At 74.2% G+C, this 24,186-nt stretch carries 21 protein-coding genes and 1 pseudogene; 7 read left to right on the forward strand and 15 right to left on the reverse strand.

Translation table 11 applies throughout. From position 1 onward, the window contains the following. Window positions 1-7: 7 nt before the first annotated feature. Entirely contained in the window at window positions 8-1,225 is a 1,218-nt protein-coding gene (locus EDC50_RS05475; protein ID WP_123769412.1) for a chromate transporter, read from the forward strand. 4 nt (window positions 1,226-1,229) lie between these two features. Here the strand turns inward: EDC50_RS05475 and EDC50_RS05480 are convergent, their stop codons facing one another. Further along, window positions 1,230-2,852 carry a serine hydrolase gene (locus tag EDC50_RS05480; protein ID WP_123769413.1) on the reverse strand — a complete coding sequence of 541 codons (1,623 nt, stop codon included), beginning with the start codon at window positions 2,850-2,852 and terminating at the stop codon, window positions 1,230-1,232. Window positions 2,853-3,091: 239 nt separating this feature from the next. On the opposite strand from EDC50_RS05480, the gene EDC50_RS05485 reads away from it, so the two are divergent. After that, window positions 3,092-4,357, forward strand: coding sequence for a TIGR03862 family flavoprotein (locus EDC50_RS05485; RefSeq protein ID WP_123769414.1), 1,266 nt, complete (start codon window positions 3,092-3,094; stop codon window positions 4,355-4,357). Between the two features lie 216 nt (window positions 4,358-4,573). Here EDC50_RS05485 and EDC50_RS05490 read toward each other — a convergent pair whose 3' ends face one another. From EDC50_RS05490 to soxR, 6 genes are all read right to left on the reverse strand, one after another. Beyond that, entirely contained in the window at window positions 4,574-5,230 is a 657-nt protein-coding gene (locus EDC50_RS05490; RefSeq protein WP_123769415.1) for a hypothetical protein, read from the reverse strand. A gap of 46 nt (window positions 5,231-5,276) precedes the next feature. Further along, window positions 5,277-6,017 carry a sulfurtransferase gene (locus EDC50_RS05495; protein WP_123769416.1) on the reverse strand — a complete coding sequence of 247 codons (741 nt, stop codon included), beginning with the start codon at window positions 6,015-6,017 and terminating at the stop codon, window positions 5,277-5,279. A 34-nt stretch (window positions 6,018-6,051) separates the two neighbouring features. Beyond that, the gene (locus EDC50_RS05500) at window positions 6,052-6,786 is read right to left on the reverse strand and encodes a DUF998 domain-containing protein (protein WP_123769417.1); all 735 of its coding nucleotides are present in this window, start codon (window positions 6,784-6,786) and stop codon (window positions 6,052-6,054) included. Between the two features lie 7 nt (window positions 6,787-6,793). Continuing rightward, on the reverse strand, window positions 6,794-9,967 hold the full coding sequence (locus tag EDC50_RS05505) for an autotransporter family protein (RefSeq protein ID WP_123769418.1): 3,174 nt from the start codon (window positions 9,965-9,967) through the stop codon (window positions 6,794-6,796). Window positions 9,968-10,111: 144 nt separating this feature from the next. Continuing rightward, window positions 10,112-11,317, reverse strand: coding sequence for a glycosyltransferase (locus EDC50_RS05510; RefSeq protein ID WP_123769419.1), 1,206 nt, complete (start codon window positions 11,315-11,317; stop codon window positions 10,112-10,114). Between the two features lie 204 nt (window positions 11,318-11,521). Continuing rightward, window positions 11,522-11,971 carry a redox-sensitive transcriptional activator SoxR gene (soxR, locus tag EDC50_RS05515; RefSeq protein WP_123769420.1) on the reverse strand — a complete coding sequence of 150 codons (450 nt, stop codon included), beginning with the start codon at window positions 11,969-11,971 and terminating at the stop codon, window positions 11,522-11,524. 586 nt (window positions 11,972-12,557) lie between these two features. Between soxR and EDC50_RS05520 the strand changes: the two genes are divergently transcribed. Both EDC50_RS05520 and EDC50_RS05525 read left to right on the forward strand, forming a co-directional pair. Beyond that, window positions 12,558-13,553, forward strand: a complete 996-nt coding sequence (locus EDC50_RS05520; RefSeq protein WP_199742103.1) for an NADP-dependent oxidoreductase — start codon at window positions 12,558-12,560, stop codon at window positions 13,551-13,553. A gap of 375 nt (window positions 13,554-13,928) precedes the next feature. Continuing rightward, window positions 13,929-14,930 carry an aldo/keto reductase gene (locus tag EDC50_RS05525; RefSeq protein WP_123769421.1) on the forward strand — a complete coding sequence of 334 codons (1,002 nt, stop codon included), beginning with the start codon at window positions 13,929-13,931 and terminating at the stop codon, window positions 14,928-14,930. Here the strand turns inward: EDC50_RS05525 and EDC50_RS05530 are convergent. The 7 genes and pseudogenes from EDC50_RS05530 to EDC50_RS05555 all read right to left on the reverse strand — a co-directional run bounded on the left by EDC50_RS05530 (window position 14,920) and on the right by EDC50_RS05555 (window position 20,190). Next, window positions 14,920-15,366, reverse strand: coding sequence for a YbhB/YbcL family Raf kinase inhibitor-like protein (locus EDC50_RS05530; protein ID WP_199742102.1), 447 nt, complete (start codon window positions 15,364-15,366; stop codon window positions 14,920-14,922). The two genes, EDC50_RS05525 and EDC50_RS05530, sit on opposite strands and share 11 nt — an antisense overlap. Then, window positions 15,309-15,491, reverse strand: a pseudogene (locus EDC50_RS16865) (hypothetical protein); the annotation flags it as partial. The pseudogene EDC50_RS16865 and the gene EDC50_RS05530, both read right to left, overlap by 58 nt. 114 nt (window positions 15,492-15,605) lie before the next feature. Next, window positions 15,606-16,217, reverse strand: coding sequence for an HD domain-containing protein (locus EDC50_RS05535; RefSeq protein ID WP_123769422.1), 612 nt, complete (start codon window positions 16,215-16,217; stop codon window positions 15,606-15,608). A 58-nt stretch (window positions 16,218-16,275) separates the two neighbouring features. Beyond that, window positions 16,276-17,082 (reverse strand): arylamine N-acetyltransferase family protein, encoded by an 807-nt coding sequence (locus tag EDC50_RS05540; protein WP_242003041.1) that lies wholly within the window; start codon window positions 17,080-17,082, stop codon window positions 16,276-16,278. A gap of 278 nt (window positions 17,083-17,360) precedes the next feature. After that, a complete protein-coding gene (locus EDC50_RS05545; RefSeq protein ID WP_242003040.1) occupies window positions 17,361-17,924 on the reverse strand; it encodes a DUF4136 domain-containing protein in 564 nt (187 codons plus the stop codon). A 106-nt stretch (window positions 17,925-18,030) separates the two neighbouring features. After that, window positions 18,031-18,582, reverse strand: a complete 552-nt coding sequence (locus tag EDC50_RS05550; protein ID WP_123769424.1) for an NADPH-dependent FMN reductase — start codon at window positions 18,580-18,582, stop codon at window positions 18,031-18,033. 210 nt (window positions 18,583-18,792) lie between these two features. After that, entirely contained in the window at window positions 18,793-20,190 is a 1,398-nt protein-coding gene (locus tag EDC50_RS05555; RefSeq protein WP_123769425.1) for a cytochrome B6, read from the reverse strand. A gap of 410 nt (window positions 20,191-20,600) precedes the next feature. On the opposite strand from EDC50_RS05555, the gene EDC50_RS05560 reads away from it, so the two are divergent. The 3 genes from EDC50_RS05560 to EDC50_RS05570 all read left to right on the forward strand — a co-directional run bounded on the left by EDC50_RS05560 (window position 20,601) and on the right by EDC50_RS05570 (window position 23,806). Next, window positions 20,601-21,557, forward strand: coding sequence for a cation diffusion facilitator family transporter (locus EDC50_RS05560; RefSeq protein WP_123769426.1), 957 nt, complete (start codon window positions 20,601-20,603; stop codon window positions 21,555-21,557). Between the two features lie 179 nt (window positions 21,558-21,736). Further along, a complete protein-coding gene (locus EDC50_RS05565) occupies window positions 21,737-22,417 on the forward strand; it encodes a class I SAM-dependent methyltransferase (RefSeq protein ID WP_123769427.1) in 681 nt (226 codons plus the stop codon). A 90-nt stretch (window positions 22,418-22,507) separates the two neighbouring features. Continuing rightward, entirely contained in the window at window positions 22,508-23,806 is a 1,299-nt protein-coding gene (locus EDC50_RS05570; RefSeq protein ID WP_123769428.1) for a S41 family peptidase, read from the forward strand. Between the two features lie 60 nt (window positions 23,807-23,866). On the opposite strand, the gene EDC50_RS05575 is transcribed toward EDC50_RS05570, so the two are convergent. Beyond that, window positions 23,867-24,136 (reverse strand): hypothetical protein, encoded by a 270-nt coding sequence (locus EDC50_RS05575; protein ID WP_123769429.1) that lies wholly within the window; start codon window positions 24,134-24,136, stop codon window positions 23,867-23,869. Window positions 24,137-24,186: the final 50 nt, after the last annotated feature.

Raw genomic sequence — 24,186 nt, forward strand, 5'->3', positions numbered from 1 at the left:
CCGCGCGATGACGCCACCCGCCCCGCCCTCCCCCGACCTGCGCGGCGCCGCCGAAGTCTTCCGCGCGTTCCTGCGCCTCGGCCTCACCTCGTTCGGCGGGCCGATCGCGCACCTGGGCTATTTCCGCGAGGCGTTCGTCGTGCGGCGCGGCTGGCTGGACGAGGCGCGCTTCGCGCAGCTGCTGGCGGTGTGCCAGTTCCTGCCCGGGCCGGCGAGCAGCCAGATGGGCTTCGCGATCGGTCTGCTGCGCGCCGGCTGGGGCGGCGCGCTGGCGGCGTTCGCCGGTTTCACCCTGCCCTCGGCCTTGCTGATGCTGGCCTTCGCCGGCTCCGTCTCGCGGCTGGAGCGCGGCGTCGGCGCGGCGGCGCTGCACGGGCTCAAGCTGGTCGCCGTGGTGGTGGTCGCGCAGGGCGTGGCCGGGATGGCGCGGCGGATGACGCCGGACCTGCGCCGGGCGGCGATCGCGGCCGCAGCCGCGGGGTCGGTCCTGGGGCTGGGCACCGCCTGGGCGCAACTGGCGGCGATCGCGCTCGGCGCGGCGCTGGGCGCGCTGCTGTGCCGACGGGCGCCGGCGCCGGCGGACGCGGGCTTCGCCGTGCCCTACGGCCATGGCCTGGCCTACGCGCTGCTGGCCGCGGCCCTGCTCGGGTTGCTCGTCGCGCTCTCCGTGCCGCCGGCGCCGCAGGCCACGCCGGCGGCGCTGGCCGCGGCGTTCTATCGCGCCGGCGCGCTGGTGTTCGGCGGCGGCCACGTGGTGCTGCCGCTGCTGGAGCAGTCGCTGGTCGATCCGGGCTGGCTCGACGCCGGCACTTTCCTCGCCGGCTACGGCGCCGCGCAGGCGATGCCGGGGCCGATGTTCACGATCGCGACCTTCCTCGGTGCGCAGACGCCCACCGGCCTGCCCGCGCCGGCCGGCGCGGCGCTGGCGACGCTGGCGCTGTTCCTGCCCGGCTTCCTGCTCCTGCTCGCGGCGCTGCCGCTGTGGGGCGCCCTGGTCCGGCTGCCGCGCGCGGCGGCGCTGCTGGCGGGCGTCAACGCCGCAGTGGTCGGGCTGCTCGCCGCCGCGCTGTACGACCCGCTGTGGACCCAGGGTGTGCGCGACCGGACCGACCTCGGCATCGTCGCCGTCGGCCTGGCGCTGGTGCTGGGGCTGAAGCGCTCGGCGCTGTGGGCGCTCGCCTGGTGCACGGCGGCGAGCGTGGCCACGCATCTGCTGGCGGGCTGAGTCGCTACGGTTTGGCTTCCGCCACCGGCGTCAGGCGCAGGTCGTGGAAGTCGAAGCTGAAGTCGGTCAGCGGCGACACCGCTTCCATTCGCGCCTCGCGGACCGCGCCGTCGGGCGTGAGCGCGAAGCTCACGAACGCGTCGGCGTTGAGCCAGCGCTCGTTCCAGCGCACCAGGAAGGTGTCGTGCTGCCAGTGCTCGAGCCGGCCGACCAGGCTGGGCGTGCGGCCGAAGCGCATGACCAGCGCGTCGCCCTCGTGCGCCACCGCCACCTCGCCGTACCACGGGTCCCGATAGGTGCCGGCGTAGCGCGCCAGCGGCAGCGAGGGTTCGGAATCGGCGTCGCGGGCCTGCAGGTGCTTGCGCCAGTCCTCGTCGGCCTTCCCGCGCGACTTCGCCAGCGCCGCGGCATAGGCCGCCGCCCAGTCGGTCTTCGGTGCGCCGAGGTAGGCGTCGAGCGCGCGCAGCGTCACCGCGTTGAACGCGCCGCCGGCTTCGGCGTTGGTCAGCACGACGATGCCGAGCCCGCGCTCCGGCACCAGCGTCACCCGCGACACCATGCCCGGCCAGCCGCCGGTGTGCCAGACCAGCTTGGCGCCGCGGTAGTCCGACAGCTGCCAGCCCTCGCCGTAGCCGAGGAAGTTGGGCCGCGCCGGCGCCAGTTCCGGCACCGCCGGCTCGGGAACCGGGATCGGCGTGACCACCGACCACATCGCCTGCTGCCGCTTGGCGCTGAACAAGCGCCGCTCGCGTCCGTCCGCGCCGCGGTAGACGCCGCCGGCCAGCTGCATGCGCAACCAGCGGCTCATGTCGCGCAGGTTCGAATAGATGCCGCCGGCGCCGGACACGTTGCCCCAGGCCATGCGCGGCGCCGGGACGAGCTCGCCGACGAACCCGGCGCGCGCATAGCCGGTGGCGACCTCGTCGCCGGGGCGCAGCGCGTCGCTGTTGATGCGGGTGTCGCGCATGCCCAGCGGGTCGAAGATGCGCCGCTGCAGGAACCGCGCGTAGCTCGTGCCGCTGGCCTGCTCGATCACCAGCTGGGCCACGCCGTAGAGGATGTTGTCGTAGGCGTAGCGCTCGCGGAAGCCGCCGCTCAGCGGCACGTGCCGGAGCCGGCGCGCCACCTCTTCGGTCGAGTAGTCCGTGCCCGGCCAGTACAGCAGGTCGCCCGCGCCCAGGCCGAGGCCGCTGCGGTGCGCGAGCAGGTCGCGCACGCGCATCTCCGCGGTGACGTAGGGATCGCTCATGCGGAACCAGGGCAGATGGTCGATCACCCGGTCGTCCAGGCCCAGCTTGCCTTCGTCGGCGAGGATCGACAGCGCCGCGGCGGTGAAGGCCTTGGTGTTGGAGGCGATCGCGAACAGGGTGCGCGGGCCGACCGGCGCCGGCTTGCCGAGTTCGCGCACGCCGTAGCCGCGCTCGAGCACGACCTCGCCGTCCTTGACGATCGCCACCGCGATGCCGGGCACCTCGAAGCGGCGGCGCACGTCATCGACGTAGGCGTCGAAGTCCCGCAGTTGCTCGGGCAGCGTCGCGGCTGCGGACGGCGGCGGACCCGCCGCCTGCGCGCCCGCCGGCCCCGCGCCGCCCAGCAGCAACGCCGCGCCCACCGCGGCTCCCCGCATCCATCCGCTCGCCCGTGGCATCCGCACTCCGTTTTTGATCCGGCCGCCGCCGACTGTGCCCGATCGCCGCGCGCGCGGCACAGGCCGAAGGTCAGGGGCGGCATAATGCCCGGCTTCGCCGCCGCTTCCGCAACGCCTTCGCTCCTTCCGCGCCCACGGGTCGGGCGAGGCGCGCCGGCCAGGGCGGTCCTTCGGCCATTACCCTCCGCAGCGGAGGACACCGGGTCCGCACCACGCGCATGTCCAGCCCCACGCCCGCCACCGCCCAGCTCGCCGTCGTCGGCGGCGGCCCCGCCGGCCTGATGGCGGCCGAGGCCGCGCGCGCGGCGGGGGTCGAGGTCGATCTGTTCGAGGGCAAGGGCTCGGTCGGGCGCAAGTTCCTGATCGCCGGCAAGGGCGGCCTCAATCTCACCCACGGCGAACCGCGCCCGGGGTTCGACGCGCGCTACCGCGAACGCGCGCGCGAGGTCGGCGCCTGGCTCGACGACTTCGATGCCGGCGCGCTGCGCGAATGGGCCCGCAGCCTGGGCGTGGAGACCTTCGTCGGCAGCTCCGGACGCGTGTTCCCGCTCGACCGCAAGGCCGCGCCGCTGCTGCGCGGCTGGGTCAGGCGGCTGCGCGACCAGGGCGTGCGCTTCCACGTCCATCACCGCTGGCTTGGCTGGGACGAGGACGGCGCGTTGCGCCTGGCCGCGCCCGAAGGCGAGCGCCGCGTTCGCGCCGGGGCGACGGTGCTGGCGCTGGGTGGCGGCAGCTGGCCGCAGCTCGGTTCCGACGGCGCCTGGCAGGACCTGCTGCGCGCACGCGGGGTCGACGTCGCCCCGCTCGTCCCGGCGAACTGCGGCTTCGACGTCGGCTGGAGCGCGCATTTCGCCGAACGCCACGCCGGCGCGCCGTTGAAGCCGGTGGTCGCGCACTGGCGCGACGCCGACGGGCGCGAGCGGTCGCTGCAGGGCGAATGCGTCGCCACCGCCACCGGCGTGGAGGGCAGCCTGGTCTATGCGCTGTCGGCGATGTTGCGCGACGCCATCGCGGCCGCCGGCGAGGCCGTGCTGACGCTGGACCTGGCGCCGGGCCGCGACGTGGAACGCCTGCAACGCGACCTGGCCAGGCCGCGCAACGGCCGCAGCCTCGGCGAACACCTGCGCCGGCAGACCGGCCTGGGTGCGGCGAAGGCCGCGCTGCTGCGCGAGGTCTGCGGCGGCGCGGCCCTGCAGGATCCGCAGCGCGCGGCGCAGGCGATCAAGCGCCTGCCCCTGCGCCTGCGGCGGCCGCGGCCCTTGGCCGAGGCGATCAGCAGCGCCGGCGGCGTACGCCTGGAAGCGCTCGACGAGCGGCTGATGCTGAAGGCGCTGCCGGGCACGTTCTGCGCCGGCGAGATGCTCGACTGGGAAGCGCCCACCGGCGGCTACCTGCTCACCGCCTGCTACGCCAGCGGCCTGCGCGCCGGCCGCGGCGCCGTGGCCTGGCTGCGCGGGCACCGATCGGCGCCTGCGAGCGCGTAGCCGACGCGGCTCGAGCGGGCCCGGCGGGCGCCGCTTGCGCGACGACGGTTCCGCCCGTCCCGCGGCCCCGGCCCCGGTTGCGCGGCTCGACCGCGCGCGGCCCAGCGCAGGACGGCCCGAGCCTTCCGGGCGAAACCTCCGAAGCCGACGCCGCGGCGAGCGGCTTCCCGGCCCAAGCGCGGGCACCGGGCGCCGGCCCGCCGGCGCCCCCGCGACCTAGCCGCGCTTGCCCGCGTTCGCGGTTCGGGCGCCGGCCGGCTTGAGGTACATCGCGATCGCGCACAGGGCGATGCCGCTGGCCTTCGCCGCCGGCAGGTCGGTGCCCTTCAGGCCCATCAGCCGCACCACCTCGTCGCCGCCTTCCTCGACCTTGGCCAGCGCGATGTAGCCGGCGCGGTCGCCGCCGCAGATCGCGTTCGCCGGCGTCGCCGTCGGCGGCGTTTCCTGCAACACCCGGCGCAGTTCGACCGGTTGCCCGGCGTCGATCTGCAGCGCCTGCGCATAGGTGGCGCCGGCCGAGTACTCGTCGCTGCCCTTGACGATGGCGACGCGTTCGGTGGTGAAGCTGGCGCCGTTCTCGCCGCGCAGTTCGGTGTCCTGGATGTCGAGCTTGCCGGTGATCGCGCTCGCCACCGGATTGCCCGGCTCGAACTCGCCCAGCGCCTCGGCCTTCAGCACCGGCGGCGAGGCGCGCTCGGTCGGGGCGATGTTCACGTCCGGCTGCGGATTGGCCGGCGGCGCCGGCGCGGTGATCCCCGGCGGCGGCGCGCTGTTGGCCGGGGTCTGCTGCTGGCAGGCGGCGACCAGGGCCGCGAGCAGCAGGGACGATGCCAACGACGACGGCAGACGGCGGGTCTTGCTGGGTTCGATCATCGCGTTTCTCGGTAGCGTGAAGGGGAAGCCGCGTCCCGGCGGCGCGTCAGGCCGCGTCGTCCAGCAGCGGCTGCAGTTGCGGGTCGAGCGCGATCCGCGCATCGAAGACGAAGCAGCGGCCGCGGTAGTGGCGGCCGCCGACCTGCTCGAAATAGCCGAGGATGCCGCCGTCCAGCTGCAGCACGTCGCCGAGGCCTTCCGCGCGCATCCACAGCGCGGCCTTCTCGCAGCGGATGCCGCCGGTGCAGAAGCCGACCACGGTGGCGTCGCGCAGCGCCTCGCGGTGCGGCTGCAGCGCGTCGGGCAGGTCGGCGAAATTGTCGATCGGCAGGGTCAGCGCGCCGGCGAAGGTGCCGTAGCCGACCTCCTCGCGGTTGCGCGTATCCAGCAGCAGCACCGGCCGGCCGGCGTCGTCGTGCCCCTGGTCGAGCCAGCGCGCCAGTTCGCCCGGCGCGACCGCCGGCGCGCGCGCCGCCAGCGGCGAGGCGTTGTCGCGGCGGAAGCTGATGATCTCCGGCTTGACCTTGACCTTCAGCCGCGCGAACGGCTGCGACCGGCTGCGGCTGTACTTGACCGGCATCGCGGCGAAGCGCGGATCCTCGCGCAGGCGCGCGAGGAATCCGTGGACGGCCGCGTCCGCGCCGGCGAGGAACAGGTTGAGGCCCTCCGGCGCGATCAGCACGGTGCCGCGCAGCGCGCCGGCCTCGGCCCAGGCGCGGATCCGGTCGGCGAGCGTCGCGGGCGCTTCGATGGCGACGAAGCGGTAGGCGGCGATGTTCAACGTCATCGGCGCATTGTAGGCGCCGTTCGCTAAAAACCCATCAACGCGGTTCGCGTTCCGGGGCGGCCGCGGCGTCGCGCTGCCGCCCCGCCCGGCGCAGCCACAGCGCGGCCAGCGCCAGCCACAGCCAGATCGCGGCCACCACCGCCTTCTGGCCCAGTCCGCGCGGCAGCTCGCGCCATAGCGCATGCACCCACATCGCCACGAAACACAGCGCGGCCAGGACGAACGCGGGAACGAAGCGCCCGCGCCAGACCGGATCGGCACGGAAGCGCCAGGCCTGCAGCAGCATCGCCACCGTGGTGCACAGGAACGCCGCCTGCGCCGAGACGCTATGCACGAACTGCTCGATGGTCGGCGGCTGCCCGGGCAGGTAGGTGTGCGCGAGCGCGGTGGTGACCAGCGCCGCCGCGCCGGCGACGAACAGCACGGCCGGCGCGGCGCTGCGCCGTTGCGGCGTCGAGACCGCGTAGCAGCCGAGCCCGAGCGCCGCCAGCGCCAGCGCCAACGCGCAATACGCCGCCTTGAGCCAGGCGCCGTACGGACCGGCCAGGTAGAAGCTCAGCGGCGCCAGCCGCCACGGCAATTCGGGACGCAGCGCGTGCAGCGCCAGCACCCCGAGCGCGAACGCGAGCGTGCCCAGCAGCGCGGCGTGGCCGAGCCGGCGCGGCCATGCGCCGCCGCGCCCGGCCGGCGCCGGGTCCGCCGCCGGCGCGCGGCCGTCCTCGCCAGGCACGTCGCGAGCCGGCCCGCGCCGCAGCGGCGGCGCGGTCATGCGGCGCTCACCACGCGAACCTCATGCCGAGGTTGCCTTCCACGCTCTCCCGGTCCTCGCCGGCGTCGTCGAGGTCGACGGTGTAGTCGCCGACCAGATACACGCTGAAATGCGCATTGAAGCGCGCGACCACGCCGCCACCGAACTCGAACGCGTTGAACGCCTGCTCGCCGACGACCACGTTGCCGTCGAAGTCGAGCCGGTCCTGGCCACCGAAGCCGTGCCAGAGGTTGGCCTTCAGGTAAGGCTGCAGCAGGCCGCGCGCGCTTTCGTAATGGCCTGCCAGGCGCAGGCCGACGCGGCCGATCAGGGCGTCGTCGCTGTCGAAGGCCACGCCGGAGAACAGGTCGCGCCGGTCGTCGAAATCGATCCGCTGCCAGACCAGCTGCGCCTGCGGCTCCAGCGCCCAACGCCCGCCGTTCCTCCAGGCAATCGGATAGCCGACTTCCAGCGACGCCGACAGGCCGTCGCCCTCCAGGTCGATGCCGAGGCCACGGCCGGAACGCGCCTCGCCGTCGTAGCGCGCGCCGAGCAGGACCGCGTCGACGTAGCCGCCCCGGGCCCCGACCCGGGTCCAGTACAGGCCGACGTGCTTGTCGTCCAGTTCCATGTCGCCGACCGCAACGTTGTTCCAGCCCAGGGCGAAGCCGCGCACGTCGCCATCCGCGCGCGCCTGGCCGAGGAACAGGCCGAAGCGGTCGCGGCGACCGTCCTCGGCCTCGTGCGCGTACAGATCGAGGCCGAGCTGCACGCCCCAGAGCGTGCCGTCGAAGGCCGGCGCGACGGTGCCGCGCCAGCTCTGTTCGGTGTTCCGGCCGAGCGCGCGCGCCCAGGCTGCGGGCGCGCCGCCCTGGCCGGTCAGCAAGGCCTGTTCGCCCTGACGCTCGTGGAAGGTACCGAGCGCGGTCAACGCCAGTTCGTGCGCGACCGGCGGTACCACGGCATACGTGGGCGCCTCGATCCGGTACAGCGGGATCACCTCGCCGCTGGCCGGCGTGGCGCCGGGGGTGGGCGGCGTGGCCAACGGCGAAGCCGGCAAGGATGCGGGCTCGTCCGGCACCTCCGGGGCGGGCGGCGCCGGATCGGGCGCCTGCGCCGACGGCGGCACCGGGGGCGGGGGCGGCGCTTCCGGTTCGGGCTGATTCGGCGGCGGCGTCGTGGCGCCTTCTTCGGGCGGTGGCGGTGCGGGCGGCATGGCCGGCGGATCCGGCGGCAGCGCGGCTGGCGGCTGCGGCTGCGGCGGCGCGGCAGGAGGCGCGACCGAGTTCGGCGCCGGCGCCGGCGCCGACGGCTGCGGCGTCGTCACCAAGGTCGAGCGCAGATACCAGTTCTCGGCGCTGCCTGCGCTGACCCCGCCCTTGAACAGGAAGTATTCGAACGCGCCGACCGCGACCGGCGCGTACAGCGCGAAGGCGCCGGCGGCGGTGGTCGCGCCGTTCACCGCCTCGACCACGAGGATGCCGTCCTGCAGCGTCGCCGCGCCGGCGCCGCCGGCGTTGAGGACGCTCAGTCCAGTGGCTCCGCTGGCGGTGCCGCCCGAGATCACCAGCTTGTCCGAAGCCGAGCCGTCGCCGCCCAGCACGGTATTCAACAGCACGGTGGCGTTGTCGCCGACGTAGTGGCCGGCGACGGTGAAGATGTCTCCCGGCTGGCCGCCGCCGTTGGTCAGATCGATGCGTCCGGCATTGTTGAACCGCGCCAGCTGCCCCGCGGCGAACGCGGCCACGCCGCCGGCCTGGCCGCCGCCGTACAGCGTGCTGTCCGCGGCGAGGTTCAAAGTGCCGGTGCCGCTCTCGGCGTCGCCCAGCAGCAGCGTGCCGTCGAAGGTCAACTGCGAGCCGCCGCGCACGTCCACCGTCTCCCACTCGGCGAAGCGCGCGACGCCGTCGCTGAGCACGTTCTCCAGGACCAGGCTGTCGTCGCCGCCGCCGCCGCGCAACGCCGGCATCGCCCCGAGGTTGCCGGTGTGCAGGTTGCGCAGCACCGCGCTGTCGTTGTCTTCGGCCAGCTCGACGGCGCCGTAGACGATGCCGCCGCCGTCCCACAGGAAACGGTCGTCGCCGAAGCTCAGCAGCACGTCGCCGCGCACCGTGCCGCCGGTGATCTCGACCCGGTCGGTGCCGCCGCTGACGCTGATGTTGCCGCCGATGTAGCCCTCGGACAGGAGGATGGTGTCGTTGCCGAAGCCGGTGACCAGGTTGCCGTCGATGGTGCCGCCGGACATGTCGAACAGATTGTCGTCCAGCTTCATGTTGACCCGGCCGATGCGGCCGCCGGTCATCACCGCCGAGTCGCCGTCCTCGAACGCGCCGACGATGCGGCCGTCGCCCATGAAGAAGGTGTCCAGGCCGTCGCCCTGCAGCAGCGAGCCGATCTCGCCGCCGGTCATGCGGAAATCGTCGACGCCGCCGCCCTGCTGGACGCCGCCGGCGATGCGCCCCCCGGACACGACCAACCGGTCGTCGCCTTCGCCCTGGTCCACCTCGTCCAGGCTGCCGTCCACCAGGTCCAGCGCGTCCGCGCCGGCGTCCTGCCGCACCGCGCCGGAAATCGAGCCGCCCAGCATGTCGAGGCGATCGTCGCCCGTGCCGAAGGCCACGCCGACGCTGCCGGCGATGGTGCCGCGATTGACCAGCGTGCTCGCGGCGTTGCCGCCGAACAGCACGCCGGTGCCGGCCGCGGCGATGTCGCCGTCGTTGTTCACCCTGCCGCCGCCGAGCAGGTTCAGGCCGTGCCCGGACGCGCTGGAGATCGCGCCCCCCGCGGCGTTGTCCACCGTGGCGAAGCCGCTGGCGACGACCGCATCCGCGCTGGCGGCGATGCGGCCGGCGTTGGCGACCGCGCTGGCGTCGGCGAGCGAAACCGCCGCGCCGCCGGCGACCTCGAGCGCGGCGCCGGGCAGCAGCTCGACCCGCACCCCGCTGCTGCCCGCCTCGGCCTGCACCGCGGTCGTGTCCGGATTGGGCGCCGCGGCATCGCAGGTGACGACCTGGCCCGCGGCGGGCGCGTGCAGGTCGCAACCGGCGCGCGCCGCCAGCGGCAGGCACAGCAGCAGGCCGCCGGCGGCGCCGAGCCCGCAGCGCAACAACGCGGCGATGCCGGCGCTCAGCGGATGCGGCGCGGGGACGCGGCCGCGCGCGCCGCGGCCGTTCGGGGAAGAATCGTTGGTGTACGCGGACATCGGGACCTCCGCATTCATTCCATGAACGTCCCGGAGCCGAAGCCCGGGACGGCGAGAGCGTGCGCCCCCTGATGCCGCACCACGTCCTTATAAGCGCGCCGCCGCCGGCTTGGCAATCGCGGCGGTGCGACACTGCCGAACCGGTCACCTTGCGCCTTCGGCCCTCGCCGTCGCCGGCGCGCCGCGCGCCAGCCCCGCGTACAACGCCTCCATGCGCGCGGCCATCCGCTCGCCGCCCCACGCCTGCGCGTCGCGCGGACCGTGGGCGGCCAGTTCCGCGCGCAATTCCGGCGAGCGCAGCAGCCGGGCGACCTGGCCCGCGAACGCGTCGACGTCGGCCTCGGCGACCAGCGCGCTGCGCGCCTCGCGCAGCACCGTCGCCGTGCCCATCACCGCGGTGGAGACGATCGGCACGCCCAGCGCCATCGCTTCGATCAGCACCAGCCCCTGGGTTTCGGTCGGCGAGGCGAACACGAACGCGTCGCCGGCGCGGTAGGCGTCGAGCAGTTCGGTGCGGCGGTCGAGATTGCCGAAGAAGCGCACGTGCCCGTCCAGGCCCCATTCCGCGACCAGCCGCCGCAGCCGCGGCGCGTCCGGGCCTTCGCCGGCGATCAGGAACAGCAGGCGCGGGAACGGCTCGCGCAGGCGCCGCACCACCTCCAGCAGGAAGGCGATGTTCTTCTCCGCCGACAGGCGGCTCACCGTGACCAGCGTCGGCCGGTCGGGCTCGATGCCGTGCTTGGCGCGGAAGCGGGCGCCATCGCCGCCGGCGAACTCGGCCAGGTCGATGCCGGTCGGGATCACCGACGCCGGCGTGCGCACGCCGTAGCGCTGCAGCACCTGGGCCATCTGTTCGCTCGGCACCACCAGGTGATCGACCGCGTCGCACAGCCAGCGCGAGGCGCGGCGGGCGAAGAAGCGCGTGGCCGGCGCCGGCAGCCACGGCAGGTAGTGGCCGACGTATTCCTCGAAGTAGGTGTGGTAGGTCTCGACCGTCGGCGCACCGGCGCGCCGCGCCAGGCGCAGGCCCATCGCATGGGCGCGGAACGGCGTGTGGATGTGGATCGCGTCCCAGCGCCGGCGTGCGAGCGCATCGAGCGCGCGGCGCGCGTCCGGCGCGCGGATCAGCCGGTCCTCGGGGTCGAAGAACACCACCCGCGCCGGCAGGCGGACGAGTTCGAACTCGCCCTGCCCGTCGTGCCTTTCCTGGCCGCTGTCGGGGCCGTAGTCCGGCGCGACCACGGTGACGGCATGGCCCTTGCCCGCCAGCGCGCGGGCGAAGGTGCGGATCGAGGTCGATACGCCGTTGACCCGCGGAAAGTACACGTCCGACAGCATCAGGAGGTCCATGCCGGCAAGCCTAACCCGCGGCCCCGGCCGCTTGATGACACTTCCGTGATCGCCCGCATCGGCCCGCCTGGCGCGCGATGCCGGGCTTTTTCGCCCCGCGCGCGGCGCGGCGCGACGGCGCAAAGCGGACGACGACGGCCATTCGCGACCGAGTTCCTCGTCCGCATCGATCCACGGCCGGTTCGGGATCCCCCGCGGCCGCCGTCAGCCTTCGCCGCTCTCCCAGCGTTGCGCCCCGGGCCCGTGCGCGCCCAGCGCATCGCCGGGGTTGGCCAGGCGGCAGCGCTGCAGCGACAGGCAACCGCAGCCGATGCAGTCGTCGAGGGTGTCGCGCAGCCGCTGCAGCTGCAGGATGCGCGCGTCCAGCTCCTCGCGCCAGGCCGCCGACAGCCGCGACCAGTCCTTGCGCGTGGGCGTGCGCCCCTCCGGCAGCGCCGCCAGCGCGTCGCGGATCGCCGCCAGCGGCAGCCCGACGCGCTGCGCGGCGCGGATCACCGCGATCCGGCGCAGCGTGTCGCGCGGGTAGCGGCGCTGGTTGCCCGCGGTGCGGCGGCTGCGGATCAGGCCCCTGCTCTCGTAGAAGTGCAGCGCCGACACGTTCACGCCGCTGCGCTCGGCCACCTGCCCGACGCTCAGTTCGTCCTCGCAGCGCATCGCTTGACCTCGAGTTAACTCGAGGTCTTATGCTCGCGGCCGGTTTCGAAGTCAAGGCCACGACCGATGGACAGGAGCAACGCACGCGCACGCGACCGGCCGCCCGCCCGGGCGACGCGCGCCGTGCGAGCCACGGTCTCCGGCGAGCACGGGCCGCGCGGCGCGCTGCCCCGGTGGCCGCTGCCGCGAGCCCGCGTGCCGCCCCGGACGGGAGCGAAGCCATCGGAGCATCGGGCAAGGATCGGCGAGCATCGGCCTAGCGCCTCGGTGCGACGCGGGACGAGCCTGGGCGTGCGGGCGGACGCGCCGCCACGCCCCGCAGCCCGCCTCCTCCCTCCCGACGCCGAGGCGCGCCTTGCCCGGGACCGTCCCGCCGCAGCCGAGCCGCTGCCCCGCCGCGGGCCCGCGCCTGGCCGCTCGGCGCGCTCGACGCTGCGGCCCGGGCGATCGGCCGGCTCGCCGTCGCGCACGTTCCGGCATGCGCGCGAAAGCGCGGCGACGCGGTGCCCGCCCTGCTCGCGCCGCCGCGCAGCGCCCGGCGTAGCCCGAACCGCCGCTCAAACCCACCTTCTTCCGGAGCATGATCATGGACACGAGGAACGCACGCGAAGGCCACCTGCAGTCCGTACAGGCGGCCGACACCATGCAGGCGGTGGTGTTCGACGACTACGGGCCGCCCGACGTGCTGCGCCTGGCCGAGCTGCCGATGCCGCAGGCCGGCGCCGGCGAGGTGCGGGTGCGGGTGCGCGCCGCCGGCGTGCAGCCGGCCGATTGCGCCACCCGCAGCGGCTGGTTCGCGCAACGCGGCATCGGCCTGGAGCCGTTCCCGCGCCAGCTCGGCAACGAGTTCGCCGGCGTGATCGACCAGGTCGGCGACGGCGTGCGCGGGTTCGCCCCCGGCGACGAGGTGCTGGGCTGGACCACCGCGCGCGCCTATGCGGAGGCGCTGACGGTGCCGGCGGCGCAGATCGTGCGCAAGCCGCTGGGCATGTCCTGGGCGGTGGCCGGTGCGCTGTCCGCGTCCGGGCAGACCGCGCACACCGCGGTCGAGGAGCTCGGCATCGGGCCGGGCGACACCGTGCTGGTGCATGCGGCGGCCGGAGGCGTCGGCACGGTCGCGGTGCAGTTGGCGCGGCTGCGCGGCGCCCGCGTGATCGGCACCGCCAGCCGCGAGAACCACGACTATCTGCGTTCGCTCGGCGCCGAGCCGGTGCTGTACGGCCCCGGCCTGGACGAGCGGGTGCGCGCGCTCGCGCCCAAGGGCGTGGACGCGGCCCTGGATGCCAGCGGGCGCGGCGCGCTCGACGCCTCGATCGCGCTCGGCATCGACCGCGACCGCATCGGCACCCTGGTCGCGTTCGAGGACGTGCAGCGCCTCGGCGTGCGCGGCATCCGCAGCCGGCGCAGCCGCGAGCGCCTGGAGGAGCTGGCCGCGCTGCACGAGGCCGGCCGGTTGCGCATCCACGTGCGCGACATCTACCCGCTGGCGTATGCGGCCATCGCCCATCGCGACGTCGAGAACGGCCACGGACGCGGCAAGGTGGTGCTGATGGTGTACAGCACGTTCGGGCACGCGCTCTGACGGCGGCGGCACGGGACGGGCGTCTCGTCGGCATCGCGCGTTCGCCCGGCCCGCCAGCCGCCTGCCCTGCGCGGCAGGAGCCTCGCGCCGGGGCTGTTCGAGGGCCGCGGCGGCCGACCGAGCGAGGCGATGCAGGATCGGGCAAGGATCGGCGAGCAATGGTCTAACGCCCGGCGCGCATCCGGACTAACCTGGGCATGCGGCCCGAACGCGTCGCCGCGCCTCGTGCCTTGCGCTTCCTCCCTCCGTTCGCCGGGGCGCGTCTTTTTCGGGTCGCCCGTCCCCGGGCCGGCGTCGCGCCCGCCGCCACCCGCGCGAAACGCGCCGCCGACCCGCGCGGGCGCCGCCTCCCTTCCCCTCTTCCGGAGCACGACCATGAGCACGACGTCCCTCCCCCGCCGCACCCTCGGCCGCGACGGCCTCGCCGTTTCCGCGATCGGCCTGGGCTGCATGGGCATGTCCGACTTCTACGGCCCGAGCGAGGAGGCCGCCAACCTTGCCGTGCTGAACCACGCGCTCGACATCGGCGTGAACTTCCTCGACACCGCCGACATGTACGGCGTGGGCGAGAACGAGCGCCTGCTCGCCAAGGTGCTGAAGACGCGCCGCGACGAGGTGGTGCTGGCGACCAAGTTCGGCAACGTGCGCGCGCCCAACGGCGACTTCCTCGGCATCGACGGCCGCCCGGAATACGTGCTCGCCGCCTGCGACGCCAGCCTGCAGCGCCTGGGCGTGGACCACATCGACCTGTACTACCAGCATCGCGTGGACCCCAAGGTGCCGATCGAGGACACCGTCGGCGCGATGAAGCGCCTGGTCGAGGCCGGCAAGGTGCGCCATCTGGGCCTGTCCGAGGCCTCCGCGGCGACGATTCGCCGCGCCGCCGCGGTGCACCCGATCGCCGCGCTGCAGACCGAGTACTCGCTGTGGACGCGCGACGTCGAGGACGAAATCCTGCCGACCTGCCGCGAGCTCGGCATCGGCTTCGTCGCCTACAGCCCGCTCGGCCGCGGCTTCCTCACCGGCGCCATTCCCAGCGCCGAAACGCTGCCGGAGAGCGACTGGCGCCGGCACAACCCGCGCTTCCAGGGAGACAACGCCGAACGCAACCGCGCCCTGGTCGAGGCCGTGTCCGGGATCGCCCGCGCCCGCGGCCGCACGCCGGCGCAACTGGCGCTGGCTTGGCTGCTGCACCGCGGCGAGGACATCGTGCCGATCCCCGGCACGCGCAAGGCGTCGCGCCTCGACGAGAACGCGCAGGCGGCGCTGATCGACCTGAGTACGGAGGAGCTGGCGCGCATCGACGAGGTGCTGGCCCGGTTCGAGGTCGCCGGCACCCGCTACCCGGCCGCGTCGATGAGCTCGGTCAACGTCTGAGGACGCCGCGGCTCGCCGCGGGCACGCGCAGGCGGCCGTGCGCGGCCGGACCCGACGCCTGGCCGCGCTCGCAGGTGCCGGCCCGTTCCGCCTGCCCGATCACGCGGCCCTTGATCGCCTCGGCCCGCCGCGCCTTGTCCGGCTGGCCGAGGCCCGGCGGTTCGGTGTCGAGCGCGTACAGGCGGAAGAAGTGGCGGTGGCGGCCGGCCGGCGGACATGGCCCGCGGTAGCCGGGCTGCGTCCAGTCGTTGAAGCCTTCGCGGGTGCCGGCGGGCAGGTCGTCGCGGCGCACGCCCTCCGGCAGCCCGAAGGCTTCCGGCGGCAGCCCGTATAGCTCCCAATGGCCCGGACCCGCTGCGGCGCGGCCGGATCGGGCGCGTCGGGGTGCTCGACGACCGGGGCGAGGCCGCGCGTGCGTCGCGGCGCCCCGGGCCACGCCAGCGGCGGCGAGCAGTCGTCGCCGTCGCAGGTGTGCCGTTCGGGATGGGCGCGCCGTGCTCGAACGCCGGCGAGGCCAGGCGGAAGCCCATGCAGGCCTCCTCCGCGCGGCGCCGGCGGCACGGGGCCGCGCAAGCGGCGATCGGCGGACCGCGCGATCGCCGCGACGGGTTCGGTCGTCCTCCGGATGCTACGCGGCGGGCGTTCAGCGCCCGTGACAGGCGCCGCGGGCGGCGGTCAATGCTTCTCCGTCACCGCCCGCCGCAGGTTGCGCCGCGCCTGCGCGTCGTAGCGCTCGTGGAAGAAGTCGCTGAGGAAGATCCGCTCGCGCGCGAGCAGGCCCTTGAAGAAGCGGCGGCGGTTCAGACGGTACAGCCAGGCGGGCACGCGGCCGCGGTACTCGGCGGCGATGGCGCGGTCGTAGGCGTCGAATTCGGCGGGCGCCGCGCCGAGGATGGCCATGTCGCAATCCAGGAACAGCGCCGCGTCGCGGTCGACCTGCCCCGGCGCCAGGCGGCCGTGGCGCGCGGTCAGCCCGATCAGCTCCGCCACGCGCCCGGCGTCCACGGCCGCCTGCGGCAGCCAGCGCGCGACGTGGGCGACGGCGAGCTCGGCCGAGCGGGTCTCGTTGTCGCTGCGGCCGGGCTCGTACACCGCGTCGTGGTAGAGCACGGCCAGGTACGCTTCGGCCGGCCGCTCCCAGCCGGGGCCTTCGGCGACATCGCCGTAGTGGCGCAGCACCGCCTGCACGTGGCGGTAGTCGTGGTAGGCGCGCGGCGGCGTCGCGTACGCGGCTTCGAGCGCCGCTTGCTGGTCGGGCGGGAGCCTCAGCGGCGGCGATGCGGGCATGGCGGCAAGCGCGGCAGGGAACGGGCTTCCATTATCCGCCGCCGGCGTCGCGCGTGCGCTAGCGCGCGAACACCCCTTGTAATCGTCCTTCCAGTTGCGGCGTATCGGGAAGCCGCAGGCCGAACTCGCCCTCCAGCACGGCCCGCAGTTCGGCGGCATCGCCCAGCAGGCGCTTGCGGGTCTCGCCCTCGCGCGGATGGAAGCTCAGCTCGCGGTCGCGCAGCGCCAGGCGGCCGTCCTCGCGCGGCAGCGCGGCGCTGAGGCCATGGACGAAATGCGAGGCCGGATGGGTGGAGACGTAATGGTTCGGCATCTCGTAGTCGAGCGGATGCTGCGGCTGCAGGTCGAACCGGTACAGCGTCCGCCATTGCCCGCGCACCTGCCCCTGCAGCCACCAGTCGCCGTCGCGGCGCCGCAGGCGGAACGGCTCGTGCGGCGTGGCCTGCTCAATTCCCTCCTGCAGCGCGAGCACGCCGGTCGGGGTCATGCCGCCGAAGCCGACGTCGGCCAGCCAGTCGGCGCCATCGACGACGACCCGCAGCAGCATGTGGCTGCGCAGGGTCAGCTCGGCTTCGTCGCGCATCCACAGCACCCGCGCCGCCAGGCCGCTCGCCTCGAAGCCCAGCGTGCGCAACACCCGCATCAGCAGCAGGTTGTGCTCGAAGCAGTAGCCGCCGCGGCCCTCCCGCACCAGCTTGCGCTCCAGATCCTCCGGCGCCAGGCTCACCGGCCGGCCCAGGAACGGGTCCAGATTCTCGAACGGGATGGAGGTCGCGTGGCGGAGCACGATGTCGCGCAGCGTGTCCAGGTCGGCTCTTGCGGCACCGCGGTAGCCGATCCGTTCGAAGTAGGCGTCCAACTGCATGCGATCTCCGATTCGAATGTGGCGCGCTCGCCCCTGCGCAGCGCAGCCCCGGGATTCCCGGGCGCGCGGCGTTCGCGCGGCCGGGGCCACGGGCGCTGCCGAGTAGGCCGCAACTGGATGCCGCGCCGTTCGCTGGGCCGCGGCGTCGGGGCCGGCGGCGCCAGGCGGACGCGCACGGAGCCGCCGCTTGCACCGTCGCCGGCGCGGGCCATTCTAGGCGCCCACGTCGATCCCGAAGCCGGATCCGCTGGAACGATGCGTCGCGCGCCCGCGTAGGCTCAACGCACCGGCGCGGCCGGCGCGGCGCCTCCGGCCCGGAACGGGTAGCGGGCGAAGATCGCCGCCACCGCCTGATCGGCGGCCTCGGCGCGCTCCTGCGGGGTGCGCTGCACCACCCGGCCGATCGCGTCGCCGGTCCACACCAGCCGGTTGCGCGCCGCGTCGACCACGTCGAGGGTCAGCGTGCCCTCGCGGTAGTGGCTGACCTGGGCCTCGTCGTACCACACCGGCACGCCGACGTAGGTGCGCGCGCGGTAGCTGTAGAAGTACTGGATGTCGGTGCGCGGCACCGTGTAGACGTCGGTCTTCTCGCGCACCACGCCCTGGAAGTTGATCCGCAGGTCGGGCGAGCGCTCGTCGTGGACGTAGCCGCGCGCGGTCATCTCGCGGCGCACCGCGGCGCGGATGCGCTCGGTGAGGTAGCTGGTGTAGCCCGACTCCTCCATCGCCAGCGGCTGGTAGAAGGCCCAGCTGCGGTAGCGGGAGAAGTCCGCTTCCGGGTCCATGTCGGTGCGCACCCGTGGCCCGGTCGCGCAGGCGGCGAGCAGCAGCAGCGGGGCCACGGCAAGGCAGCGAAGACTGCGGAAGAAGCGTGGCATGCGACACCTCCCGATCCCGTGTGCCGGGCACGTTAGCACGCGGCGGCGGCGGGAACGGTGAAGCCGCCGCTCAACCGGCGTGCTTGCGCACCCAGTCGGCGTAGCGGTCCATCCAGCCCTGCACGAAGGCCCGGCTGCCCTCGCCGATGCCGCCATCGGCGTCGAACAGCCCCTCCTTCGCATGCAGGAAAGCCTCCGGCTGCCCCATCGTCGGCACGTCGAGGTAGGCCAGCATGTTGCGCAGGTGCTGCTGCGCGAGCGCCGTGCCGATCGCGCCGACCGACACGCCGATGATCCCGGCCGGCTTGCCGGCCCAGGCGTTCTGCCCGTACGGGCGCGAGCCGTGGTCGAGCGCGTTCTTGAGCACGCCGGGAACCGAACGGTTGTATTCCGGGGTGACGAACAGCAGCCCCTGCGCCTCGCCGATCTCGCGCTTGAGCCGCTTCACCGGCTCGGCCGGGTGGCCGTCGTCGTCCTGGTTGTACAGCGGCAGGTCGCCGATCTCGACGCGCTGGAACTCGAAGTCGGGCGGCGCCAGCCGGAGCAGCGCCTGCGCCAGTTTCCGGTTGAACGAATCGCGGCGCAGGCTGCCCACGACCAGGGCGATGCGGTACCGGCTCATCGAACACCCCGCGAATGCGAAAGGACCGGGCCTACTCTTTTCGGCGTGGCGTTAGGGCGCCGTGAGGGGCGGCGGACGAGGCACGGTGCCGGGCCGCGGCACGGCGCGTGCGCGGTTCTTCGCCCGTGCGCGCCGGCGCGATCCGACGCCGCATCGCGCACCGGCGCGCGGCCACGCGGCCGCGCGGCGCCCGCGCGGCCGCGTTCCGGCTCACAGCTGGCGCATGAACGCCACCAGGTCCTGCTTCTCCTGTTCGTTCAACCGGGTCTGCAGCACCAGGTTGAAGAACTCGACCGTATCCTCCAGCGTCAGCAGGCGGCCGTCGTGCAGGTACGGCGGCGAGTCCTTGATGCCGCGCAGCGGGAAGGTCTTGATCGGGCCGTCGGCGCTGGCGAAGCGGCCGTTGACCATCTGCGGCTTGAAGAACCGCTCCACGCGCAGGTTGTGCATCAGGTTGTCGGTGTAGTACGGCGGCGCGTGGCAGCTGGAGCACTGCGCCTTGCCGAAGAACAGCGCCTCGCCGCGCTTCTCCGACTCGGTCGCCTTGGCCGGGTCGAGCCGGCCGAACACGTCGAGCTTCGGCGCCGGCGGGAAGTCCAGGATCGCCTGGAATTCGCCCATCGCGTGCACCTGGTGGCCGCGGTCGAGGATGTTGATGCCCTTCTTCACCGCGATCACCGGGTCGCCGTCGAAGTACGCGGCGCGCTGCTCGAACTCGGTGAAGTCCTCCACCGTCTTCAGCGCCCGCTGCGAGCCGAACAGGCGCTGGATGTTGACCCCGCGCAGGGTCGGCGTGTCGATGCGGTGGCGGAACTGCTGCGGGCGGATGTCGCCGACCAGGTGGGTCGCGGCGACGGTGTGGCTGTTGCTGTGGCAGTCCAGGCAGGCCACGCCGCGGCTGGGCAGCGCCGAGCGGCGGTCCTCGGTCTGGTTGAACTGCTGTTGCGGGAACGGCGTGACCAGCAGGCGCAGGCCCTCGAGCTGCTTGGGGTTGAGCACGCCGTTGAACAGCTCGTAGTAGTTGTTGATCGTGACCAGCTGGCCCTTCGAGACGTCGCCCAAGTCCGGCCGGGTGGTCAGGAAGATCGGCGCCGGGAACTCGGGCAGGAAGTGGTCCGGCAGGTCGAAGTCCAGGTCGAAGCGGGTCAGGTCGCGCTGCTCGGCGCGCTTGAGCGCATCGATGTGGAACTGCGGGAACACCATGCCGCCCTCGGCATGGTTCGGGTGCGGCAGCGGCAGGAAGCCCTTCGGGAACAGGCCGCGCTCGCGGATCTGCTCCGGCGTCATCGCCGCCAGTTGGTCCCAGGTGACGCCGCGCGGCAGGCGCACCCGCACCCCGCCCTGCACCGGCTTGCCCCTGCTCATGGCCACGCCGGGGGCGGGCCTGTCGGAGAGGTCGTACCGCTCCTCCAGCAGGCTGCGCTGGCGCCGCATCACCTCCGGCTTCTGCCGCTCCATCCGCGCCTTGATCGCTTCGAACGTTTCCTTGATCACCACCGGCATGTAGCTGGTCGGCGGATCGGCCGCCCATGCCAGTCCGGACACCCCCAGCACCGCAACACAACACAGCCACAGCGGCCGGAGCCGCGGGATTCGCTGCTGTCTCATCGTCCTTCTCCCTCGAACCGATGGATGACGTGCCGCCGGCCCTGCGCGCAGGGCCCAGCCGAGCCTAGGCCGGCCCTGAACCGGCGGGAAATCGTTTGATCCGATGGCAGCGATAGCCCGCGTTTATGCGCGTGCAGGCCGGGTGAGCGCCACGTGAAACGCGTCGCGGAAAACGCGCAGTCCATCGCGGAATACGCCCGCCGCGCGGCCGACGGGGCCGGCGGCCGGCCGACGGACGGTTCGCCGGTACGCCGGACAACACCGACCCGGGAGGTACAGCAGCGACGGCACGAACCGGGCCGCCCTCGCACCGCTCATCGACGGCCGCTACCGCGCCGGCGGCGGGGCTGCGACATCCGCTTCACCGCCGCGCCCCCACCATCGCCGCCCGGCGCTCCCGCGACGAACCCATGGCGAAGGCAGGCAGCCGCAAGGTGGTGATCGCCGCGCTGCTCGGCAACGCCGCGATCGCCGCGACCAAGTTCGCGGCCGCCGCCGTGACCGGCAGCTCGGCCATGCTCAGCGAGGGCGTGCACTCGCTGGTCGACACCTGCAACGAACTCCTGCTGCTGTACGGAATGAAGCGCGCCGAGCGCCCGCCCGATGCCGCGCATCCGTTCGGCTACGGGCGCGAGGTGTACTTCTGGAGCTTCATCGTCGCGCTGCTGGTGTTCGCGCTCGGCGCCGGGGTGTCGTTCTACGAGGGCATCGCCCATCTGCGCGAGCCCGAGCCGATGGAGCGGCCGCGGGTGGCCTACCTGGTGCTCGGTGCGTCCTTGCTGTTCGAAGGCGCGTCCTGGTGGGTGGCGATGCGCGCCTTCCGCGCGGGCAAGGGCGCGCTCGGCTGGTTCGAGGCGTTCCGCGCCAGCAAGGACGCCAGCACCTTCACCGTGCTGTTCGAGGACACCGCGGCGCTGCTCGGGTTGCTGATCGCGCTGGCGGGCGTCGCCGCCGCGCACGCGACCGGCGATCCGCGCTTCGACGGCTACGCCTCGCTCGGCATCGCCCTGGTGCTGGCGGCCGCATCGATGCTGCTGGCGCGCGAGACCAAGGGGCTGCTGCTCGGCGAGGCGGCGCACCCGCGCGTGCGCGACGCGATCCTGCGCATCGCCGCCGCCGATCCCGGGGTGCGCCGCGCCAACGGCGTGCTGACCGTGCAGCTGGGACCGAACTCGGTCGCGGCGGCGCTCAGCGCCGAGTTCGAGGACGCCCTGACCACGCCGCAGATCGAGGCCTGCGTCGACCGCATCGAGGCCGAAGTGCGGCGCAGCCATCCGGACGTGGTCTCGCTGTTCGTCAAGCCGCAGACCGCGCGGACCTGGCGCGCGCGGGCGGCGCGGCTGCGGGCGGCCGATCCCCCGCCCTAGGCTGGCGCCTCCCTGAAGCGGGCGCGCCGCGCGGCGCCCGCACGGCCAGGGAAGGTGTAGGATGGCGGCCACGTCGTCTCGCGCGTTTCGCGCGGCGCCTTGGGCCCGCCCGCTTCGCTCCCTTCACGCCTCGTCGCTCCGCAGGCCGGAGCCGTGCCCCTCACCGGAGCGAAGCGCCCATGCCGGGCTACGCCACCCGCCAGCTCGTCTGCCGCATCGGCGGCCACGACTATCGCCTGCGCGCGCTGCTGGACCGCCAGCAGTTCGCCGACCCCGACGGCGCGGCCGAACGCGCCGGCATCTCCTCCGCGCAATGGTGCCTGTTCGGGCAACCGTGGCCGGCCGGGCGGATGCTGGCCGAGGCGATGGACGCGATCGACATCGCCGGCAAGCGCATCCTCGAGGTCGGCTGCGGGCTGGGCCTCTCCAGCCTGGTGCTGCAGCGCCGCGGCGCCGAGGTCGTCGCCAGCGACCACCATCCGCTCGCCGGAAGCTTCCTCGCCCACAACGCCGCGCTCAACGGGCTGGCGGCGCTCGCCTACCGCGACCTGCCCTGGGCCGTGCCGGACACGACGCTGGGCCGCTTCGACCTGATCATCGGCAGCGACGTGCTGTACGAGCGCGGCCATGCCGCGCTGCTCGCGCAGCTGATCGCGCGCCACGCCAAGCCGAGCGCCGAGGTGGTGATCGCCGATCCGGGGCGCGGCAACAGCGCCGCGTTCGCGCGGACGATGGCGGCGCAAGGCTACGCCTGGCAGGAGCAGCGCCGGCGGCTCGACGAAGGCGACATCGCCCCCTTCCGCGGCCGCCTGCTGCACTTCAGCCGCGAAGCCGCCGGCGCGGTCGCGCTCGCGTCCTGAGCGCAGGCGCGACGCTTTTCCGCCCGCGCGCATCCTCGGCATAGGCGCCCTCTTCATTCCCCGCCCGGGCGCCATTCGCCAGGAGCGCCCATGTCCCGCCTCGTCCGTCGCCTTGCCCTGTTCGCGCTCGTGCTCGGCCCCCTGCTCGCCCGCGCCGGCGACGATGCCCCCCGCGCGCGGGTCGCGGCCGTGGCCCAGGCGATCGAGCGACACTATTTCGATCCCGGGCGCGCCGCGCGCATCGCCGCCGAACTGCGCGCCGAAGCGGCCCGCGGCCGCTACGACGCGCTGCGCGACCCGCGCGAGCTGGCCAGCGCATTGACCGGACGGCTGCAACCGCTGGACCGCCATTTTCGCGTGAGCTGGGTGCCCGCCGCGAGCGCGCTTCCCGCGCCGCGCGCGGAGCCGCAGCTGCGACGCTCCCGCCCCGAAGACCATGCCAGGCGCGGCAACCACGGCATCCGCAAAGTCGAAGTCCTGCCCGGCAACGTCGGCTACCTGGAGTTGCGCGAGTTCGCCCACTTCGACTTCGACGATCCCGACGCGCCGCCGCGCCGCGCCATCGAGGCGGCGCTGCAGGTGCTCGCCGGCGTCGATGCCCTGGTCATCGACCTGCGCCGCAACGGCGGCGGTTCGCCGGCGATGGTCGGCTATCTGGCCAGCGCCTTCCTCGCACCGGGCGTCGACGTCTACAACCGGTTCCACAGCCGCGACGGCGTCGTCGGCGAGGCCCCGAAGCAGGCCTACCCGGCGCCGCGGCCGGATCTGCCGCTGTTCGTCCTGACCAGCGCGCGCACCGGCTCGGCGGCGGAAGCGTTCGCCTACACGCTCAAGCACGCCGGCCGCGCCACGATCGTCGGCGAACCCAGCGCCGGCGCCGCCAACCCCGGCGGCGAGTTCGACGTCGGCGGCGGCCTGCGCGTGTTCGTTTCCACCGGTTCGCCGCGCAATCCGGTCACCGGCGGCAACTGGGAGGGCGACGGCGTGCAACCGGACGTGGCCGTCGCCCAGGCCGATGCGATGCGCACGGCCACCGAGCTGGCGCTGCAGGCGGCGCTCGCACGCAGCCACGGCGAAGCCGCCTCGACCGAAACGCGCTGGGCGCTGGAGGCGCTGCGCGCGCAGGCCGCCCCGGCCTCGCCCCCGCCGCTCGCCGATTACGCCGGCCGCTACGGCCCGATCGCCATCGAGACCGACGACCGCGGGCTGCGCCTGCGCAATCGCCGACGCCCGGCGCTGTCGCTGCTGCAATTGCAGCAGGACCTGTTCACGGCGACCGAGGAACCGAGCATGCGTGTGCGTTTCGAGCGTGGCGCACGCGGCGAGGTGACTGCGCTGGAGACGCTCTACGCCGACGGCAGGTCCGACCGCTTCCGCCGCGACGAATGAGTCCGCGGCGTGCGCCGGGCCGCCGCGGCGCCGGGAGCGGCCGTCGGCCGGGAGCGCCGCCTAGCGGTGCAGCGCCACCAGCGACGCGGACAGCTTGGATTCTTCCAGCAGCCTGCGCAGGCGGATCTCGACCTCCGGCAGGTCCGGCAGCTGCTGCGGCGCGTACAGCGAGTAGGTCGCCTTGCCGTGGCCGCCGAAGTCGGGCCGCTGGCGGCCGACGCTGACGTTGCTCGACCGGCACGCCCGCGCCCACAGCGCCTGCAATGCCGCCGGACCGATGCTCTGGTCGTTGCCGAGAGTGAACTTGAACATCGCGATGTGGTGTTTCATGCGCTCGGCCGTGGCGGGGGAAGGCCAGTATGCACCCAATGCCCTTCGCG

The sequence above is a fragment of the Vulcaniibacterium tengchongense genome, assembly GCF_003814555.1.
GTDB lineage: Bacteria > Pseudomonadota > Gammaproteobacteria > Xanthomonadales > Xanthomonadaceae > Vulcaniibacterium > Vulcaniibacterium tengchongense.